The following is a 20,212-nucleotide window of genomic DNA, read 5'->3' as shown; positions in this document are numbered from 1 at the left end:
TGGGGTATTAACAACAATTAATAAAAATATATTGATTAATTGTTATCTTCGTTTCTTATAGTTGATTGCAACTTATAAGATAAATACAGCTAGAAGGAGTGGGAACATGAAGAATTTTAAAATGGCACTATTAGCAATGGTATTAGTTGTGACTTCTGTACTATTTGCTGCTTGTTCTAACAAAGAAGAAGAAAAGAAAGCAGATGCAAAGACTGAAGAGCGCACTGTAAAACATGCAAAAGGGGAAATTAAAATTCCTGCAAACCCAAAGAAAATTGCTGACCTTAGTGGTTCAACAGAAGAATTATTAATTTTCGGTATGAAACCGGTTATTACTGCTAATACATCTCAAGAAAAAATTGATGCACATATTGAAAAGAAACTAAAAGACGTTAAACCAGTTGGTTCTGCTTGGGGCGATAAAATTAACATCGAAGCAGTAGCTGCTGCAAAACCAGATTTAATTCTTGTAAATAATCGTCAAGAAAAGATTTATGATCAATTATCTAAAATTGCACCAACAGTTATGTTAAACACTCCATTAGATCAATGGCGTCCAAAATTCGAAGAAGTAGGTCAAATCTTCGGTAAAGAAAAAGAAACAAAAGAATGGTTCAAAAAGTATGATGAAAAAGCAAGCAAATTACATGACAAAATCGTCGCTAAAACTGGTGAAGCAACATTCATGAAAATGGCTGCGTATCCAAATGCTTTCCGCGTATACGGTGACTACGGTTACGGTAGCGTAATCTTTAATGATTTAAAACTACCAGCAGTTAAAGGTACACCAACTGATAAACCACTAGTACAAGTACAAAAAGAAGCTTTAATCGATTACAACCCAGATTACTTATTCGTATTTACAACTGGTGACGGTTCTCAGCGCTTAAAAGAATTCCAAGAAGAATCAATTTGGAAAAACATGAACGCTGTTAAAAACAACCACGTATTCACAATTAAAAATGAAGACTTAAACAAAGGTTACTTCCCATTAGGGAAAGATATGATCTTAGACGAAGTTGCTGAATTCGTTTTAGGTAAATAATGTATAAAGGAAATCACTTTTACTTCGGTAAAGGTGATTTTTTCTTTTTATAAAGGTAATTAATACAGTCTTTCATTTCTTTCTGTTTCTCATTTCGTTTATAATATAAAGTAAGAATGTAGTAAAGAAAGGGGGATGTCGGAAAGTGGTATATTTAAACGACAAACTCAGCGAAACAAAAGTGTTTAAAGACCCAGTACATAAATATGTGCACGTGCGTGATCGTGTTATTTGGGATTTAATCGGAACGAAAGAATTTCAACGCTTGCGCCGTATTAAGCAGCTTGGAACGACATTTTTTACATTTCACGGTGCAGAGCATAGTCGCTTTACTCATTCGTTAGGTGTATACGAAATTATTCGTCGTATGATTGATGATGTGTTTGATGGCAGACCAAATTGGAATGCTGAAGATAGATTGTTATGTTTATGTGCGGCATTACTTCATGATGTCGGTCACGGCCCATTTTCTCACTCGTTTGAAAAAGTATTTTCATTAGATCATGAGAAATTTACGCAAAAGATTATTGTTGGCAATACGGAGATTAATGATGTATTAAGTCGTGTTGATAAGGAGTTTCCACAAAAGGTAGCAGATGTAATTGCAAAAACGTCTACTAATAAATTAGCAATTAGTATGATTTCGAGCCAAATTGATGCGGATCGTATGGATTATTTATTAAGAGATGCTTATTTTACAGGCGTAAAGTATGGAAACTTCGATATGGAACGTATACTGCGTGTAATGCGTCCGTATGGGGATCAAGTAGTCATTAAAAATAGTGGTATGCATGCTGTTGAGCATTACATTATGAGTCGTTATCAAATGTATTGGCAAGTATATTTCCATCCGGTAACGCGAAGTGCAGAAGTTATTTTAACGAAGATTTTACACCGTGCTAAATCATTGCACGAGAAGTATTATACATTTAAAAATCATCCTGTTCATTTCTATTCTTTATTTGAAGAAGAAGTAACAGTAGAGGATTATTTAAAGTTAGACGAGAACGTTATGTATTACTACTTCCAAGTATGGCAGGAAGAAGAAGATCCAATTTTAAGCGATCTATGCCGCCGTTTTATGAATCGAAATCTATTTAAATATGTAGAGTTTACAGATAAACACGGTTTAGATAATTGGATGGAATTAAGTAGTTTATTTAAAAAGATTGGACTTGATCCGGAGTATTATTTAGTAGTTGATTCAACATCAGACTTACCGTATGACTTTTATCGTGCAGGAGAAGAAGAAGAGCGTTTGCCAATCCTACTTCTTATGCCAAACGGAGAGCTTAGAGAGCTTTCACGTGAATCGGATATTGTTGAGGCGATTACAGGTAAGAAAAGAACGGACCAAAAGCTATTCTATCCACATGATTTAATCTATGAAGATGGAAGAAAAGGAAAATATAAAGAGAGAATTATTGAGTTGTTAGAAGGAAAGAAATAAGAAGCAGCTAGTGGCTGCTTCTTATGAAAAACTTGAAATTATTTGTCGCTTAAGCGTTTTCCGCCAACTGCATAATGATTCTTAGACATTTCTTCGATGAAAACAACGATGTTTTCTTCAGGAGCACCAGTTGTTTCGCTTACTGCTGCTGTTACTTTCTCAGCAAGAGCTTTCTTTTGTTCTTCTGTGCGTCCTTCTAGCATTTTCACTGTTACGTATGGCATGTACAATCGCTCCTTTTATGTAAGTTACACTCTTATTATAGCGGATTATGGGGAAGAACAATCGAAAAAACAAATAATTTCTTTTTTTGACATATGGAAGAGGAGATGAAGTATGGATCAGTTATTTAGATATCCATTGCACGAAATTCCGTTGGTAGCAATGGCGATTATTATTGCATTATCCGTTCATGAATTTGCACATGCATATGTTGCATATAAATTTGGGGACGATACAGCAAAGAGACAAGGGCGTTTAACGCTATCACCGATGGCCCATTTAGACCCTATCGGTTTGATTGCAGTATTAATTCTTGGATTCGGTTGGGCCAGACCGGTTCCTGTTAACCCATATAACTTTAAAAGACCGCGTCTTGCAGGCATATTAGTTTCAATTGCAGGGCCGATTAGTAACTTAATTTTAAGTGCAATTGGTTTAATTATTTTGTATAGCTTAGCAGTATTTGGAGTGTTAGATGCAGTTCCAGTTGCAGTAGCTGAAACATTAGGAAAGTTTTTTGAGCTCTTTATTATGTTAAATATTGTTTTACTTGTATTTAATTTATTACCGATCCCGCCACTTGATGGGTATCGTGTAGTGGAAGATTTAGCACCAGCAAATATTCGCGCGAAAATGACACAGTATGAAAAATATGGAGCGATTGCGTTATTAATTCTCGTTATTACACCGCTTAGTAATTACACAATTCAACCTATTTTCCAGGTAGTTATTCCGCATGTATTAATGTTTTTACAAAGTATCATTGCGCCTATTTTTGGCCTTTTATAATTTTTAAGTGAGGAGGATTTTACATATGACAGAGAAAAAGAAAAAAATCGGTTTTAATATCGTGAAAAATGATTCAACAGATGGACATGGTGGATTTGGTGTTGGGGCATTAAGCCTAGAAAACATTTCACCTGTATTTGTTGATGTACTAGAGAAAACTGCTTTCGTTGATATCGGTGCGATGCATGCGCGTAGTACAGTAGAAAAAGGTATTAAGTTTTTAACAAATAAAGATGAAGTTCCAAACGGAAAACCATTTTGGCTTGTTTGGGTAACGATTGAAAGAACTGCAACTGGTGCTTATTACGCAGGTGTAACAGCTTGTGAAATGACAGTAGACCGTGAAATTCGTCGCGGATATAAATCACTTCCAGAACACGTAAACAAAATGGATAAATCAATGAAGCGTCACATTATGGTTGACCATATGGATGAATCATCTAAAAAAGTACTTGGTACGTTCTTGAAAGAACATAATGAAGCGATTTGGAACGAATCTAGTGAAGAATTGCGTCGTGCATTATTAAGTGAATAAAAAATAGCTGACGGATGCCCGTCAGCTATTTTTTTTACCAAGGAAGATATTTTTTCCACCAACTTGTTTTTTCCTTTTCTTCAGTCGTTTTTTCAAATTCTTCTTTATCATCGACGTGATCCATACAATATTCAGTCGGTTCGGTACCTTTAGCGAAATACATTTTCACAGAAATAGGACAATTTTTTGTAGCAATTTTACCGTTCTCTGGGTTGATATTAACCGCTACGACGTCACCTGGTTGTTTAAATTCTTTTTTGGGCTGTCCATCTAAGCCTTTCTCCATCGTATCAGTCCATATTTTCTTCGCATATCCTTGTTCTGCTACGTTTGAAATAGATTTAGGTTGATCATATCCGACCCATACACCTGTTACGATTTGCGGAGTAAATCCGATCATCCAACTATCCGTTTCAGTAGAACCAGATTTTCCGGCATATGTTCTTGATAATTTTGATAACATCGATTGGCCAGTTACAGCAGCATAACTGCTTAGTTTCTTATTAAACATACCGGTCATCATTTCTTCCATTACAAACGCTTTGCTCTTGTCGAGAACTTGTTTACTCTCTAAATGAGCATCGTATAATATATTTCCTTCATGATCCATAATGCGGCGAATGAAAGTAGGTTTTACTTCTTTTCCACCGTTTGCGAACATGCTATAAGCGTTAACCATTTCAATTGGTTTTACGGGTGATGTGCCGAGAGCTAGAGAAGGCACATCTTTTAATGCACTTGTAATTCCAAATTGTTTTGCTGTTTTTGCGAGTGCGTCATCTCCTAAAAATAAATTCGTTTTTACAGCATATATGTTATCAGAGACTGCGAGAGCTTGTGCCATCGTTACAAAATCATCTGCATAATAATCTTTATAGTTTTTTGGTTTATACTTTGAAACGCCGTCACCTAAAGTAAATACAGTATATTCGCTTTTTAAGCGCGTAGCAGGCGTGAATCCTCGTTCTAATGCTGCATAATATAGAAATGGCTTAAATGTAGAACCAGGCTGACGAACGGCTTGTGTAGCCCTGTTAAATTGACTCGTAGTATAATCAGTTCCGCCAACAAGAGCAGCCACTTCACCTGTCGTTGGATTCATAGAGACGAGAGCAGTTTGTATGTTTGTTGTGTCAGGTATATGATCTTTTACAGCTTGCTCTGCTACAGCTTGTAGTTTAGGGTCTAGCGTTGTATAAATTCGCAAGCCACCCCGTTGTAAAGCTTGTTCGTCTAATCCAACATCACGAAGAAGCGAAGCTTGTACAGCATCTTGGAAATATGGTGCGACCTCTGCTACTTTTTTCGTATCTAATGAGGCAAAAGTTAGTGGCTCTTTCTTCGCTAAGGCTGCTTGTTGCTTCGTAATATATCCTTGTTCGACCATTTCATCTAATATGAGAGCTTGTCGTCCTTTAGCACGATCCTCTTTCAAAAAGGGAGAATAGACACTTGGCCCTTTCGGGATACCTGCGAGCATACTAGCTTCTGCTAATGTTAAATCTTTTGCTGTTTTATCGAAATATAGACGGGACGCAGCTTCGATTCCATAAGCGCCATGTCCGTAATAAATTGTATTTAAATATCCTTCTAAAATATGATTTTTATTATAGTTTACTTCAAGGCGGACAGTGTACATTGCCTCTAATAATTTCCGTTTCCACGTTTTATCATGATCTAAATACAGATTACGCGCGTATTGTTGTGTAATTGTACTAGCTCCTTGTACCTTTGCCATCGCTTTTAAATCAGCAACAATTGCACCTGCAATCCGTTTCACATCGAAGCCGTGATGTTTGTAGAATCGTTGGTCTTCGATAGATAGTGTCGCCTCTTTTACATAAGGAGAAATTTCATTGAGAGATACATTGTAACGTTTTTGAATTTCATTACTTTGTCCAATAACAGTATCATCGTTTGCGTAAAAGACGCTTGTTTGCGGGACCGCAACAGGAGGAGGTCCCATAATTTTTGCGACTATAATAATAACAAAAAAAGAAAAAACGAAGAAAAGGACGCAAGAAAACATTGCGGTGAAGAAAAGACGTTTATATTTTTTAAGTTTTGGATTCATAGTCTGATCCATCTTTTTTCAGCCCCTCATTAATACAAGCGTTATTGTATTAGTATTGAGGGTTTTCATTTATTTTAAACAATGAAATTTCGAAAATAAAAAGCTCCTTCCATTAAGAAAGGAGCTCAAAGGCACGTGCTGGCCAATCGGTAATGATGACATCTACACCATAATCAATCATAGTTTGTAAATCTTTGTATTCGTTAATTGTATATGGACGGAAAACATATCCTTGCTCTTGTGCTAATTGCACAAATTCTTTCTTTAATAGCTGGAAGTTTGGATGTAATCCACTTGCTTTTCTCTGTTTTGCTTCGGCAATTGGATCAGCAATCGGTGTATCATATAAAATTGCTCTTGGGATTTCAGGAGCAATTTCTGCTAATAATGAAACAGAGTCATGGTTAAATGATGAAAATACAATTTGATTAGAAAGATGATATTCGCGCACAAGTGCAACAGCTTTTTCCTCAATATTTGGGTAATGAATAACATCTGTCTTTAATTCAATATTTAGTTGTAAGTTCGTTGTGGAAAGCCAAATGAAAATCTCACGCAACGTTGGGATTTTTGCTTCATGGAAAGAAGGGTCTTTATAGCTACCAGCGTCCAATGATTGTAGTTCCTCTACCGTTTTTTCCGAAACAAGTCCAACGCCATTTGTTGTACGATCGACGGTTTCATCGTGAATTACGACAAGTTCACCATCTTTTGATAAGTGGACATCGAGTTCAATTCCGTGAGCGCCAATGCGTTCTGCTTCTTGGAAGGCAATCATCGTATTTTCGGGATGTGTACCTTTTACTCCGCGGTGAGCGAAAATAAGTGGTTTACTCATGTGAAATTCTCCTTATTATCTCTTTTCTTTCATTATGAAACTGCTTTAGGGAAAATACAATTGAATATGATAAACATTTACAAAAGTCTAACAGTTGCAGAAAAGTTAACGTTAACGTAAAATGTAATAATCAAGTGAAGGGAGGAATAAACATGTATAAAATTGATGAAGTAACAAAGCAAGTCGGTTTAACAAAACGTACACTTCGTTATTATGAGGAAATTGGTTTAATTCATCCCCCAGAACGTAGTGAGGGGAATATTCGTCTGTATACGGATGAGGATATTGCCAGAATTAAAAGAATTGTAGAAGCGAAAGAAGTGCTAGGAATCACACTTCAAGAAATGCAGCATTTCTTATCACTAAAAGAAAGAATGGAGCAAAGAAGAAATAGCGAGAACCCTCGTGATCGTGAAGTGATTCAAGAAATTAAAGATATGCTTGAAAAACAAGTGCAAACGTTAGACGAAAAAATGGAGCAAATGCAACGTGTAAAGGCAGAACTTGAAGATAGTTTACATCGTGCAGTAACATTTTTAGAGAGCACAAAAGGAGAGTAATCAAAATGGAGAGCAAACAAAAACTAGGGAGATTGATTACAGTGGTGGCTACCTTCCTTGCCTTTTCGGGTATAGGAGTAGTCGACCCAATTTTGCCGATTATTGCAGAGAAAATTGGTGCAACGCATTGGCAAGTTGAAATGTTATTTACTGCTTATATTTTAACGATGGCAATCATGATGTTACCAGCTGGTATATTTGCATCAAGATTTGGTGATAAACGGATGATGACAATCGGTCTTGCGATTGTGACTGTATTTGCGTTTATATGTGGTATATCGCAAACGATTGCTCAATTATCTCTTTTCCGTGCTGGATGGGGATTAGGAAATGCGATGTTTTTTGCTACAGCAATGACGCTGTTAATAGCATTAAGTAAAGAAGTTCATGAAGCAGTAGGATTATACGAAGCAGCGATCGGCTTAGGTATGGCTGGGGGGCCGTTATTGGGTGGAATATTAGGTGGACATTCTTGGCGTTATCCATTTTTCGCGACGAGTATTTTAATTTTCTTAGCATTTATTTTAGTATTCTTTTTTGTAAAAGAACCGGAGCGAAAAGTGAAGCGTAAGGCTGCTGGCGTAGGAGAATTACTTAACCTGGTGAAGTATAAACCGTTTATGCAAGGTGCGATTTCAGGAATGTTATACTACTACGGATTTTTCGTTGTGTTAGCATATTCACCACTTATTATGCATTTATCAGCTATTCAATTAGGCTTTGTATTTTGCGGATGGGGATTAGCGTTAGCTTATGGTTCTGCAATTTTAGCACATAAGCTAGAAGGGAAATATGAACCAAAAACATTATTGAAGGGTAGTTTACTTGTATTTGCGATTTTCTTAATTGCACTATTCTTTGTGAAAATTATGTGGTTACAAATTACTCTTATCGTTTTATCAGGATTAGCATCTGGCTTAAACAATGCATTATATACAAGTTATGTAATGGATATTTCACCTTATGAAAGATCTGTTACGTCAGGTGTTTATAACTTTGTTCGTTGGTTAGGGGGCGCAATTGCTCCGATTTTATCAGGAATTATCGGTCATACTGTTTCACCACAAAGTCCGTTTTTAGTAGGAGGAATTGTGGTGTTAGTTGGTTGTATTATGATCCTAATTCCAATTCGTAAACCAGTAGAAATAGAGACAAAAGCCCTTTCTTAAGAAAGGGTTTTCTTTATACATATATGTTAGAACCCTCTGACTAAAATATATTTTCGGTATTTTTGTACTTTTAACTATACATTTTGGATGTTTTGTTTTATTTTTGTTAGGGGACATTAATGATGTCCCTATTATAAATTTGCATTGAAAGGCGTGATTGTACGATGGAACTATGGTTCACTGAAAAACAAACAAAACATTTTGGGATTACGGCGCGTATTAACCGCACATTACATACGGAGCAAACAGAATTCCAAAAACTTGATATGGTTGAAACGGAAGAGTTCGGAAACATGCTTATTTTAGATGGCATGGTTATGACAACAGAAAAAGATGAGTTCGTTTATCATGAAATGGTAGCGCACGTACCTTTATTTACACATCCTAACCCTGAAAACGTATTAGTTGTTGGTGGCGGTGATGGTGGTGTTATTCGTGAAGTGTTAAAACACCCAAGTGTAAAGAAAGCAACTCTTGTTGAAATCGATGGAAAAGTAATTGAGTACTCTAAACAATACTTACCATCAATTGCAGGCGCATTAGATAATGAGCGTGTAGAAGTAAAAGTAGGAGACGGTTTCCTACATATCGCAGAAAGCGAAAATGAATACGATGTAATTATGGTAGATTCTACTGAGCCAGTAGGACCAGCAGTAAACCTATTTACAAAAGGCTTCTACGCTGGAATTTCAAAAGCGTTAAAAGAAGATGGTATTTTCGTTGCACAAACGGACAACCCTTGGTTCACACCAGAGTTAATTACGACTGTGTTTAAAGATGTAAAAGAAATTTTCCCAATTACTCGTTTATACACAGCTAATATTCCAACATACCCAAGTGGTCTTTGGACGTTCACAATTGGATCTAAAAAACATGATCCATTAGAAGTAAGTGAAGAGCGTTTCCACGAAATCGAAACGAAATACTACACAAAAGAATTACACAACGCAGCATTCGCATTACCGAAATTTGTTGGCGATTTAATTAAGTAAGAAAATCGAGCTTGAACAAATAAAGTGTGAGTAGCTCATTTAAGGTGTTTGTCCAGAAGACTTGAACATGCTAGCTACTTACACTTCTGTAGAGAAAATCGTCTTCTTGTTGTTAAAAAGAAGACCCGGTAAATCGAGAAAGAGGAGCAATTCGCTCCAAATTTGAGAAATAGTGAAAGGTTGGGATACCTTAAGTTCCACATAAGGAGGAAAAGAATATGCGTTTTGATGAAGCTTATTCAGGTAAAGTATTTATTAAAAGTCATCCAAGTTTTGAAGAGTCAAAGGTAGTTATTTATGGGATGCCTATGGATTGGACAGTAAGTTACCGTCCAGGATCTCGTTTTGGCCCTGCACGTATTCGTGAAGTATCAATCGGTCTTGAAGAATATAGTCCGTATTTAGATCGTGAATTAGAAGAGGTAAAATATTTTGATGCGGGTGATATCCCATTACCATTCGGAAACGCACAACGCAGCTTAGACATGATTGAAGAGTATGTATCAAAACTTTTAGATGCCGATAAGTTTCCACTAGGTCTCGGCGGTGAGCACCTAGTGTCTTGGCCAATTTTTAAGGCAATGGCAAAAAAATATCCGGATTTAGCAATCATCCACATGGATGCTCATACTGATTTACGTGAATCGTATGAAGGGGAGCCTTTATCCCACTCTACACCAATTCGTAAAGTGTGTGATTTAATTGGTCCGGAAAACGTATATTCTTTCGGAATTCGTTCTGGAATGAAGGAAGAATTTGAATGGGCGAAAGAAGTAGGTATGAACTTATATAAATTTGACGTATTAGAACCGTTAAAAGAAGTATTACCGAAACTTGCTGGACGCCCAGTCTATGTCACAATCGACATTGATGTATTAGACCCAGCTCACGCTCCAGGAACAGGAACGTTAGAAGCTGGCGGTATCACATCTAAAGAATTATTAGATTCCATCGTAGCAATTGCAAATTCAAATATAAATGTAGTTGGAGCAGACTTAGTAGAAGTAGCCCCAGTCTACGACCATAGTGATCAAACACCAGTCGCAGCAAGCAAATTCGTGCGGGAAATGCTGCTCGGTTGGGTGAAATAAAAGTGAAGCCGACTGTTTAGACCCGGTGACTAAGGTTCTTTCCTGCAAAAGGTGCTTTTTACCTTTTGGCAGGGAAGGTTCTTAGACGCAAGGGTCTAGGAGGCGTAACTGGATAGAAATAAAAGCGGAAGCCACCGATCATTCTAGCCGCTGCAGCTAGATAAAGTAAGAGCCCTCTATATGATTAGAGGGCTCTTGCTTTGTCGTTATGTGTCGGTAAGTCGATATATTTAAAAAATCACCGGTATAATTTCATTTACCGTTACGCAACACAAAAAAAGCTATTCTCAAACGATGGGAATAGCTCTTTTTCTTATGCAACCTTCTCTTCCGAAGTAACTCCACGAATTTCATCAGCAGAGCGGATCGGATATTTACGGAACACAATAGACCCGATGTATCCGACAATAGTGGTAACGATTCCACATAGTACAGCAGCAATCGTTACTTTTATAACGTCATTAAATCCGAATAGGACAAGAAGACCTGGAATTGGTGATGCTGTTCCTGGTGCATTATTAACAAGCTGGAATAGCGATGTAATAATACCGGCAAGTGCACCGCCAACGAAGTTTGTTGCATAAATTGGAATTGGATTTGCTGAAACAACATCTGCTTGTGTTAAAGGCTCGATTGCTACAGCGATTGTGTCTTTCTTTGAGCAAATTTTTAGTCGCTTAAAGAAAATAAAGTTCATCGGGGCTGAGGCTGCTACGGCAAGACTACCAATTGCCATTGGTAAACCTGTTAATCCAAGCATTGCAGTTAGTGCCATAGAACTTAGTGGAGAGGTAGAAATAACTGTTATTAATCCACCAAGCATAATACCCATAATGATAGGACTTTCTGTAGTTGCAACTGATATCATAGAACCGATTTTACCAAGTGTTGCGTTAACGAGCGGATCCATAAGCATTGCCATTCCACGTGAGATTGGTGCAGCGATAAATAGGATTGCTAAAAATTCCACACCAGCCGGTAATTTCTTTTCGAGAAATTTCACGACGAAGGCACAAACGTATCCGGCGAAAAATCCTGGTAAAATACCGAATCCACTAGTAGCGATACCAATTAAAACAGCGTATACGGGGGAAACACCGATTGCTAATGCCACTAAAATCGCTGCTGCGACACCGCTCATACTACCAGAAGCTTCTCCTACTGATTGTAAAAAGTCATTATGAAACATTTCTCCACCTATATAACGGTGAAATGCTTCAATAAGAAAACTTGCGATTGCTGCATTAGCTAAAGCGCCCATCGCCTTCATTCCGTAAGGCGCACGGTAACTGAAAAGTGTAAATAGACAAAGTACAACAAGTAATAGTGCTAAACCTTGCAAGATAGCCATTTGAAAACTGTCTCCTTTGATTTTTGTAATAAAAATTCGTATCATTCAATAATAATATAAAAGTGTATGAAACGGAAAAATTTTTTCTTGGGAACTTGCTTTAAGAAAAAATCCCTTACAATAATGTAAGGAAAGTGTAAGACTTTTAGATAGAGTATAGTATGCTCTTTTCCGTATAATACAAGTATAGATATAATACTAGTGAGAAAGAAGTGCAAACAGGAGGCGCATGTATGAAATTGGTAATTAAAGTTTTAGCTGTATTCGCCATCATTTTAGGGGGAACAGCATATTATTTAAACACAAAAACAGAAGGTGTACATGCTTTTGTAGACAACTTCTTTTCAAATAAAGAAATACAAGATTATTATGCGGTTGTAGATAAAGGTGAGAAAAAAGACGGTGAATATTTGTATACATTTAAAGGGTATACAGAGGACGGAAAGCAACAAATTATTAAAAGAATGGTAAATCGTGAATTGCATGCAGGTGCTTTTATAAAAATTTATGCAAAAGGTATGCAAGGAAAAGGATGGGCTGAAATAACGAAAGAGTCAATCCCGCAAAAAGCGTTGCAAAAAATAGAAAAATCATAAAAGGAGCGAATCGTTCGCTCCTTTTTTAGTGCGTTAAAATAGTGATAGATGTATTTTCTTTGTTAGAAATGATTTTGGCATGTCCACCAATTGGAAAAGTAAAAATTGGAGTTGTATGTCCAAAATTTGCATTTGCAATGATAGGAATATGTGCAAGTTCAGGTTTTGAAGAAATCATTTCTTGAATGTCCGCTATCGTACATTCTGCTTCTTTTTGCATTCTTCCTATTACAATACCTGTTATATGTTCAAAATCAGGTTGCTGCATAAGGGAATGTAGATAGCGATCAAAAGTTTTAAGCGTTGATTTTCCTGTTAAACTGTCTTCTTCAAGGAATAAAATTTTGTCCTTTAAGTTTGGCATATATGGTGTGCCTTGTAGTAAATTAAGTGTGCTCATATTGCCACCGATAATTTCTCCTGTCGCTTCCCCCTCTTGAATTGGAACATACCCTTCATTTTTTATAAATTCTCGATTTTCCTGATCCATATACCAAGAATCATCGCTCCACGTTTCCGCCGGAATGATTTCAATAGGCTCATTAGTGGTTAAGCATTGTAAAAAGTAATCGTTTGTATACTCGAGCCCTTTCTCCATTCCAAATGAAGAGAAGTGGGGACCCGAATATGTAACAAGCCCTGTTTTTGTGTAAATTGCATTATTTAAGGCAGTAATATCAGAATAACCACAGAAAAATTTCGGGTTTTTACGAATTAGATCATAATCGAGATGTTTCAATAAACCATTGGAGTTGTATCCGCCAAGTGTCGTCAAAATAGCTTTTACATTAGGGTCTCCAAATGCTTCATGGAGGTCTTGAATGCGGGAAGAAATAGAAGAGGAAGCAAATTGATCTATCTCATCGGCATATTTTGAGAATGTAACTTGAAAGCCCATGTCAGTTAATCTTTTTATAGCAAGTTTTCTATTTTCATTTGAAACAATACTTAAACTACAGGATGGTGAAATTACGCGTATTTCATCACCCTTTTTTAACTTTGTTGGTATCACTGAATTCACCTCTATAATTAAAAGAATATTTAGATTTAAAAAATATTTTATCAGATGAAATAAAGTAGAAGTGAATTATTTTTTGAAATGGAGTTTTCCTGATTTTTCAGCAGACAGACAGCGTCTTTTTTTGATATGATAGGAAAAGTGATTTATTATAAGTAGTATTTAATATCTATAACATTTGAAAGGTGTGCAAGACGTGAAGAAACAACTTGCAGGCTTGCCGGTACACGTTCATTTCGTAACAGAAATCCGTGAAGGGGCGAGGAAGGAAACCGTTGCTTTTGAAGCAAATGGTCAATACTATGTAAAAGGTCAAGGTACATATGTAACATTCCAGGAGCCGAACGAACAAGGCGAAGTGAAAACAATTATTAAAATTCAAGATGAACAAGTTCTCATTATGCGTTCAGGTGCTATTTCTATGCGTCAGACGCATGTGAAAGGTGAATGGACAACGGGTACGTATACGAGTGAACTTGGTACGTTTGCACTGCAAACGAAAACTGATAACGTTCTTTTTAAATGGTCGGATGAAAAGAAAAAAGGACAACTCTTCTTAACGTACGCATTGCTTCTAAGTGAACAAGAAGCTGGCAGATATACAATTACAATTAATTTGAAGGAGGCAAAATAATGAATTCCTTAGAACAGGTAAAAGGATTGATTAAAGAAGAAATTCAAGCTGCTGTATTAAAGGCAGAATTAGCGACAGAAGAACAGATTCCAAACGTTGTATTAGAATCTCCAAAAGATAAAACAAATGGTGACTTCTCTACAAATATGGCAATGCAACTTGCACGCGTTGCGAAAAAAGCACCTCGTATGATTGCAGAAGAACTAGTTGCAAACTTCGATAAAGCAAAAGCTTCTATTGAAAAAATCGAAATCGCTGGTCCTGGTTTTATTAACTTCTATATGGATAATAGCTACTTAACAGATTTAATTCCAACAATCGTAAACGCTGGTGAAGCTTACGGTGAAACGAACACTGGTAAAGGTGAAAAAGTACAAGTTGAGTTCGTATCTGCGAATCCAACAGGTGACCTTCACTTAGGACATGCACGTGGTGCGGCAGTAGGTGACACTTTATGTAACGTATTAGCAAAAGCAGGATACGATGTATCTCGTGAGTACTATATTAATGATGCTGGTAACCAAATTCATAACTTAGCTCTTTCTGTTGAAGCTCGTTACATGCAAGCTTTAGGTTTAGAGAAAGAAATGCCAGAAGACGGTTACCATGGTGCGGATATCATTGGAATCGGTAAACGTTTAGCTGAAGAGTTTGGTGATCGTTACGCAAAAGCTGATGAAAAAGAAAGCTATGAATTTTACCGTGAATATGGTTTGAAATATGAGTTAGCAAAACTTCAAAAAGACTTAGAGAGCTTCCGTGTTAAATTTGATGTATGGTTCTCAGAAACATCATTATACAAAAACGGAAAAATTGATGCTGCACTTGCTGTATTAAAAGAGCGTGATGAAATCTTTGAAGAAGGCGGAGCAACTTGGTTCCGTTCAATGACTTACGGTGACGACAAAAACCGTGTATTAATTAAAAATGACGGTTCTTACACATACTTAACGCCAGATATCGCTTATCACCGTGATAAATTAGAGCGTGGTTTCGATAAGTTAATCAACATTTGGGGTGCTGACCACCACGGTTACATTCCTCGTATGAAAGCTGCTATTCAAGCGCTAGGTTACGATAAAGAAACACTTGAAGTAGAAATCATCCAAATGGTACAACTGTACCAAAATGGTGAAAAAATGAAAATGAGTAAGCGTACAGGTAAAGCAGTTACACTTCGTGAGCTTATGGAAGAAGTAGGCGTGGACGCAATGAGATACTTCTTCGCGATGCGTAGCGGTGATTCTCATTTAGACTTCGATATGGACTTAGCTGTATCAAAATCTAATGAAAACCCAGTATACTATGCACAATATGCTCATGCTCGTGTATGCAGTATCCTTCGTCAAGGTGAAGAGTTAGGATTAGCTGCAGATGGAGACGTGAATTACAAACTTGTTACTTCTGAGAAAGAAGTAGAGTTACTGAAAAAACTTGGTGAATTCCCAGCTGTAGTTGCGGATGCAGCACAAAAACGTCTGCCACACCGCATTACAAGCTATGCATTTGAATTAGCAGCAGCATTACACAGCTTCTACAATGCAGAAAAAGTATTGAACCAAGATAACTTAGAATTAAGTAAAGCTCGTTACGAGTTAATGAAAGCAGTACGCACTACACTTCAAAATGCATTAGCAATCGTAGGAGTATCTGCACCAGAAAAAATGTAATTAAGAAAAGCGAAAGCGGCTCGTTTAGAATAGGGGGGGATGGAGCTCCTGACAGAGAGGCGTACTTTGCCTCGGAGGAAGGCGCGAAGCCACCGAGTATTCTAGCAAAGCGGAGCCGATTTTTCGCTTTCAGTAAAAGGCAATCACACGATGTTGTGATTGCCTTTTTGTATGGAGATAATAAAAAAAAAAAATTTTATCAAACAAAAGGATAATTTGCGTCGTCTTATATAAATGACAGGAGGCTTATGATGGAAGAAAAGGTAGAAGAATTAATTGATATATATAAGCAGCAAATATATTCCTTATGCTATAAGTTAGCGAAAACGAAAGAAGATGCGGAAGATATTTTTCAAGAGACGTGGATAAAGGTTTTTTCATCAAGGCACCAACTTTCTTATGTGGATAATTATAAAAAGTGGATCACTACAATTTGTGTTCGTACGTTTTATGATTTTTATCGTAAGAAAAAAAGGTGGAAAGACCGAATATTGGATTTGTTTCATAAAGAAGATGGTGGAGAAATAGATTTCGCAGATGAAGTGAATATATCAGAAGAATTTATTCAAAAAGTGGAAGCGGAAATGATACGGGAAGTAATACAGTTATTAAATGAAAAATATAAAACGGTACTCGTACTCTATTACTATGAACAATATTCTTACAAGGAAATGAGTGAAATATTAAATATACCGATTGGTACGGTGAAGTATCGTCTCAATTATGCGAAAAAGAAAATGCGAGAACATTTGGAGGGTTTCGTGCATGAAGGAAGATAAATTTGAACAGAAAATAAAGAGCAGTTTAGCGGGAGAGATGATTCCTAGCGAAGAGCTGATAAATCATACGAAACAGAGCGTGCGAAATGCTCGGAAATTAGAAAAGAGATGGGTTGTTTTCATTCATGCTATTTGGATGATTGTATTAACAGTCACCCTAGAGCAGTTTGTTAGTCATTTGGATCATAAAATATCTGTCATTATAACGATAGTTATTATGATGCACCTATACATTCCTATATACGTTGTCATACAGTCATTTTTAAAGAAGGAGTATAAATTACATGATAGAGTTCGCTAATCCATTTGTAGTATTTGAGATAGCTGGGATTACAATGTTTTTGGCTTTTATAGCACTTTTAGTATGTGTAGCATCATGGGTGTATACAGATGCGAAAACGCGTGGAATAAGTCAGTGGTGGAGTGTTATAGCGATTGTATTGCCATTTTTTATTGGAGTTTTGTTATATATGATACGAAGAAGTAACAAGAAAATAGAAGGAGAACATAAGATGAAGGTTATGAAAAAACAAAAGATAACATTAGTTGTCATATTTGCAAGCGCGATGTTTGTATTACTTAGCGGCTTTGCTTTTGTTCAAACGCTAGATGATATGTGGAGAGCTGGTGATATATATTTAGAAAATGAGAAGCAAGGGGAGACAAGTTACGAGGCAAAATTCTCATCATGGGATATTGCTGGGAAAGGTATTGAACTTGAGTATGCAAAAGATACAGAAGTAACATTTTCTTATGAAACAGATGCAAAACATGGTAACTTATGCTTTAGCTTATATGAAAGGAAAGGAGAAGGAGAAGGTATAAGAGAGTTAAAAGAAATCTGTGAATCGAAAAAAGGTACTTTTAAAGCTACATTAAAAGCAAATGAAAAGTATGTATTTAATATAAGTGGTTTAATGGTGAAAGATGGTTTTGTAAAAGTGGATTGGGAAGCAAAATAAAGGGCCCTTGAGAAAGGCCCTTTATTTTATTGGATTGTATAAGTAACAGAAAAACTAACAGGACTATAGTAAACGTAAGGTGCATGAAATTGAACGTACATATTTCCATCTGTTTTTGCAGTGAAAATTCGGCCGTAACCATCAGAATAACGTCCAATAAGGTTATGATTTGAGTCATAAACACTGTAACTAGGAGTTTTGCTGTTAGGTTGAATTGTTAACTCTTGTCCCTTTTGAAGGAAAACAGGTTCTTGTTCAGAACTACCTCCAGTTTGCAAAGAATAAAATTTTGTAAAGCTTTTTTCTTGAGCGGCAGCAGCGACTTTTGTTTCAGGAATAAACGCGGTAGCGCCGGTAATTCCTGCTAAAGTTAACGCACCTGCTAAAATCATTTTTTTCATAATAGAAAAAGCCTCCTTATAAGTTGTAATCGATATTGTTACAGTTAATATTGTATACGATAATGAGTAGGATAAAATATGCTTTTATGCATATATATTTTTTCTCAATAAAAGACCACTGATAAAAATCAGTGGTCTTTTATTGATTAAGCAGCTTTCTGTTCAATTTGAGTAACAGGTTTTTGAAGCGAGTTATAAACCCCTGTTCCGATAACGTCTAATGCCATTTTCATTCGTTCAGGTGAAATATTTTCTAATACGTTATCTTGAGGTGTATGGTATACCTTCTCAATATGATAGATTAATGGATTCCAACTATCGACACCCATCCAAATAAATAGAGCAGCAGGAATACCAGCTTCAGCAAATGGAACATGATCACTAGAACCGAATTTACCTTGTAGGACGAGGTCATTATTTAGTTGTTTACCTGCTTGCAAGGCAGCATCTGTTACAAAGTTTGTAGAGCCATCAGGTGTCATAGCGTATAAATTCTTTGCTTTATCATAATTTGTTGCAACCATGTCTGCGTTAAAGACACCTAAAATTCGATTGCGTTCTTTTTGGGATAGACTATTAACGTAATAATCGGAGCCAAGTAAGCCAGTCTCTTCAGAACCAAAGGTAATAAAACGAATTTCCTTATCAGTTTCTACATTTTGAAAAGCACGAGCTAGTTCTAATACTAATCCAGTTCCAGAAGCATTATCATTTGCGCCAGGTGCTCCGACAACACTATCATAGTGCGAACTTACAACGACTGCTTTTTCATTACCGGTACTCTTTTTTGGTTTCTTTTTGGCGATAACATTTAGAGATGTTAATTTAGATTCATGTCTCGCTTTTAGGGAAAGAATTGTTGTCCCTTTTTTAGCGATTTCTTCTTTAAATGCATTTCCTTGCGCATAAGCAAGACCAAAGACAGGGATAGATTGCTTTTTCGTTAGGCGGGGATTGAAGGTTTGTCCATAATTTCCGCGTCCGCCAATTAAACTGTATAAAAGAACACCTTTTGCACCTTTGCTAACAGCATTTTCAACTTGTTTATTATAGTCTGTAATTGTCGTTCCTCTTTCAAATAAAACAATTTTACCGTTTACTTCATTTGGAATATCTTCTAATTTTGTCCCACCTTGAACAAAGATAAGGGGAGCTGTAACAGCTTCTGTAGAAATTAGTGAATTAGGAGCAGCACCAGCTTGCCAATTACGTTTTATTGATAGTGGTGATTCAATGAATCCAACGTACTGATCGGGCACCTGAAATGGCTGATATTCTACTTCATAGCCCATCGATTTAAGCTGCATACCAATGTAACGAGAAGCCCATTCTTCGGATTTTGTTCCACCGGGTCGAGGACCAATTGTTTCAGATAAGAAACGAACATGTTCAATTGCGCGGTTTGGATCAATCTGTTTTGTAATAGATGGAGTTTGTGTAACCTCTGACGTGGAATCCGCTTTTGCTTGCCCAATTGGAGCTAAGCTAACAGCGAGTGATACAGCAAGCAAAGAGCTTACTATTTTTTGTTTCAATGATTTTCTCATTTTTTCCTCTCCTATTCTTCTATTCTCTGTGACTGACAAAAGAAGACGGATAATGACTTTATTTTACCTTCGCGTCTTTTATTTTTCAATATTCTGACATTGAGAAATAAAAACAATATATGCATATTTGCATATTTTTGAGGAAGATATGTATGCTATCATTTTAAACGAAGGTTCGCTTTCTACTCTGAAAGCTCCTACATTGCATGAATCTAGTGTACCCAAACTTTAGATTATGTAGAGAAATGGAACCACTGTAGGGTTTCATTTCTCATGTTTGAATCAGTTGATGGTAATTATGTTTCCGCATTTCATAATTATTATCAGTGATATATGTAAGGCATCCATATGAAAATAAGAGGCTGTTCAAAGGTTTTCCGTACTTTTGGGCAGCCTCACCCCGTTAAAAGGACGATACTTTATGTATCGTCCTTTTTGTATAAAAAAACATCCAATCAATTGAGAGATTGATTGGATGTAAAAACATTA

21 protein-coding genes are annotated in these 20,212 nt (G+C 36.5%); 14 read left to right on the top strand and 7 right to left on the bottom strand.

The window, feature by feature from the left end; genetic code table 11:
• Window positions 1-106 precede the first annotated feature (106 nt).
• Both BUA87_RS14930 and BUA87_RS14925 read left to right on the top strand, forming a co-directional pair.
• Window positions 107-1,045, top strand: coding sequence for an ABC transporter substrate-binding protein (locus BUA87_RS14930; RefSeq protein ID WP_000787724.1), 939 nt, complete (start codon window positions 107-109; stop codon window positions 1,043-1,045).
• 145 nt (window positions 1,046-1,190) lie between these two features.
• Window positions 1,191-2,495, top strand: a complete 1,305-nt coding sequence (locus tag BUA87_RS14925; RefSeq protein WP_000262741.1) for an HD domain-containing protein — start codon at window positions 1,191-1,193, stop codon at window positions 2,493-2,495.
• Between the two features lie 38 nt (window positions 2,496-2,533).
• Here the strand turns inward: BUA87_RS14925 and BUA87_RS14920 are convergent, their stop codons facing one another.
• Window positions 2,534-2,719 (bottom strand): 2-hydroxymuconate tautomerase, encoded by a 186-nt coding sequence (locus BUA87_RS14920; protein WP_001147171.1) that lies wholly within the window; start codon window positions 2,717-2,719, stop codon window positions 2,534-2,536.
• A gap of 112 nt (window positions 2,720-2,831) precedes the next feature.
• On the opposite strand from BUA87_RS14920, the gene BUA87_RS14915 reads away from it, so the two are divergent.
• The gene (locus tag BUA87_RS14915) at window positions 2,832-3,506 is read left to right on the top strand and encodes a site-2 protease family protein (protein WP_000372443.1); all 675 of its coding nucleotides are present in this window, start codon (window positions 2,832-2,834) and stop codon (window positions 3,504-3,506) included.
• A 25-nt stretch (window positions 3,507-3,531) separates the two neighbouring features.
• Window positions 3,532-4,041, top strand: coding sequence for a YwhD family protein (locus BUA87_RS14910; RefSeq protein WP_000136683.1), 510 nt, complete (start codon window positions 3,532-3,534; stop codon window positions 4,039-4,041).
• A gap of 34 nt (window positions 4,042-4,075) precedes the next feature.
• Here the strand turns inward: BUA87_RS14910 and BUA87_RS14905 are convergent, their stop codons facing one another.
• The gene (locus BUA87_RS14905) at window positions 4,076-6,127 is read right to left on the bottom strand and encodes a transglycosylase domain-containing protein (protein WP_071713923.1); all 2,052 of its coding nucleotides are present in this window, start codon (window positions 6,125-6,127) and stop codon (window positions 4,076-4,078) included.
• 100 nt (window positions 6,128-6,227) lie between these two features.
• Window positions 6,228-6,953 (bottom strand): glycerophosphodiester phosphodiesterase, encoded by a 726-nt coding sequence (locus BUA87_RS14900; RefSeq protein WP_072940132.1) that lies wholly within the window; start codon window positions 6,951-6,953, stop codon window positions 6,228-6,230.
• A 152-nt stretch (window positions 6,954-7,105) separates the two neighbouring features.
• Between BUA87_RS14900 and BUA87_RS14895 the strand changes: the two genes are divergently transcribed.
• The 4 genes from BUA87_RS14895 to speB all read left to right on the top strand — a co-directional run bounded on the left by BUA87_RS14895 (window position 7,106) and on the right by speB (window position 10,765).
• Entirely contained in the window at window positions 7,106-7,513 is a 408-nt protein-coding gene (locus tag BUA87_RS14895) for a MerR family transcriptional regulator (RefSeq protein ID WP_000276560.1), read from the top strand.
• 5 nt (window positions 7,514-7,518) lie between these two features.
• Window positions 7,519-8,682, top strand: a complete 1,164-nt coding sequence (locus BUA87_RS14890) for an MFS transporter (protein ID WP_000444233.1) — start codon at window positions 7,519-7,521, stop codon at window positions 8,680-8,682.
• A gap of 164 nt (window positions 8,683-8,846) precedes the next feature.
• Entirely contained in the window at window positions 8,847-9,674 is an 828-nt protein-coding gene (speE, locus tag BUA87_RS14885; protein ID WP_000424696.1) for a polyamine aminopropyltransferase, read from the top strand.
• 218 nt (window positions 9,675-9,892) lie between these two features.
• Complete coding sequence (gene speB / locus BUA87_RS14880; RefSeq protein ID WP_001209831.1) at window positions 9,893-10,765, top strand: agmatinase; 873 nt, start codon at window positions 9,893-9,895, stop codon at window positions 10,763-10,765.
• A 313-nt stretch (window positions 10,766-11,078) separates the two neighbouring features.
• Here the strand turns inward: speB and BUA87_RS14875 are convergent, their stop codons facing one another.
• Entirely contained in the window at window positions 11,079-12,116 is a 1,038-nt protein-coding gene (locus tag BUA87_RS14875) for a PTS sugar transporter subunit IIC (protein WP_000996313.1), read from the bottom strand.
• A gap of 233 nt (window positions 12,117-12,349) precedes the next feature.
• On the opposite strand from BUA87_RS14875, the gene BUA87_RS14870 reads away from it, so the two are divergent.
• Window positions 12,350-12,712 (top strand): YxeA family protein, encoded by a 363-nt coding sequence (locus BUA87_RS14870; protein ID WP_000779932.1) that lies wholly within the window; start codon window positions 12,350-12,352, stop codon window positions 12,710-12,712.
• A gap of 25 nt (window positions 12,713-12,737) precedes the next feature.
• Here the strand turns inward: BUA87_RS14870 and BUA87_RS14865 are convergent, their stop codons facing one another.
• A complete protein-coding gene (locus BUA87_RS14865) occupies window positions 12,738-13,724 on the bottom strand; it encodes a S66 family peptidase (RefSeq protein ID WP_065229611.1) in 987 nt (328 codons plus the stop codon).
• 202 nt (window positions 13,725-13,926) lie between these two features.
• On the opposite strand from BUA87_RS14865, the gene BUA87_RS14860 reads away from it, so the two are divergent.
• The 5 genes from BUA87_RS14860 (at window position 13,927) to BUA87_RS14840 (ending at window position 17,775) form a co-directional block, all read left to right on the top strand.
• Window positions 13,927-14,364 carry a YwiB family protein gene (locus BUA87_RS14860; RefSeq protein WP_000744343.1) on the top strand — a complete coding sequence of 146 codons (438 nt, stop codon included), beginning with the start codon at window positions 13,927-13,929 and terminating at the stop codon, window positions 14,362-14,364.
• Window positions 14,364-16,034 carry an arginine--tRNA ligase gene (argS, locus tag BUA87_RS14855; RefSeq protein WP_001086464.1) on the top strand — a complete coding sequence of 557 codons (1,671 nt, stop codon included), beginning with the start codon at window positions 14,364-14,366 and terminating at the stop codon, window positions 16,032-16,034. The genes BUA87_RS14860 and argS overlap by 1 nt, the downstream gene beginning before the upstream one ends.
• Before the next feature lie 251 nt (window positions 16,035-16,285).
• Complete coding sequence (locus BUA87_RS14850; protein ID WP_000391649.1) at window positions 16,286-16,813, top strand: RNA polymerase sigma factor; 528 nt, start codon at window positions 16,286-16,288, stop codon at window positions 16,811-16,813.
• Window positions 16,800-17,114, top strand: a complete 315-nt coding sequence (locus BUA87_RS14845) for a hypothetical protein (protein WP_000656690.1) — start codon at window positions 16,800-16,802, stop codon at window positions 17,112-17,114. The genes BUA87_RS14850 and BUA87_RS14845 overlap by 14 nt, the downstream gene beginning before the upstream one ends.
• A complete protein-coding gene (locus BUA87_RS14840) occupies window positions 17,098-17,775 on the top strand; it encodes an ABA4-like family protein (protein WP_065229610.1) in 678 nt (225 codons plus the stop codon). The genes BUA87_RS14845 and BUA87_RS14840 overlap by 17 nt, the downstream gene beginning before the upstream one ends.
• Before the next feature lie 26 nt (window positions 17,776-17,801).
• On the opposite strand, the gene BUA87_RS14835 is transcribed toward BUA87_RS14840, so the two are convergent.
• The gene (locus BUA87_RS14835; protein ID WP_072940127.1) at window positions 17,802-18,176 is read right to left on the bottom strand and encodes a hypothetical protein; all 375 of its coding nucleotides are present in this window, start codon (window positions 18,174-18,176) and stop codon (window positions 17,802-17,804) included.
• A gap of 146 nt (window positions 18,177-18,322) precedes the next feature.
• Window positions 18,323-19,723, bottom strand: a complete 1,401-nt coding sequence (locus BUA87_RS14830; RefSeq protein WP_072940124.1) for a M28 family metallopeptidase — start codon at window positions 19,721-19,723, stop codon at window positions 18,323-18,325.
• Window positions 19,724-20,212 lie beyond the last annotated feature (489 nt).

Source organism: Bacillus sp. bc15, assembly GCF_900142585.1.
In the GTDB taxonomy this organism is placed as follows: domain Bacteria; phylum Bacillota; class Bacilli; order Bacillales; family Bacillaceae_G; genus Bacillus_A; species Bacillus_A cereus.
The sequence above is the reverse complement of the archived record's forward strand: the minus strand, read 5'-3'. Positions and strand labels throughout refer to the sequence as shown.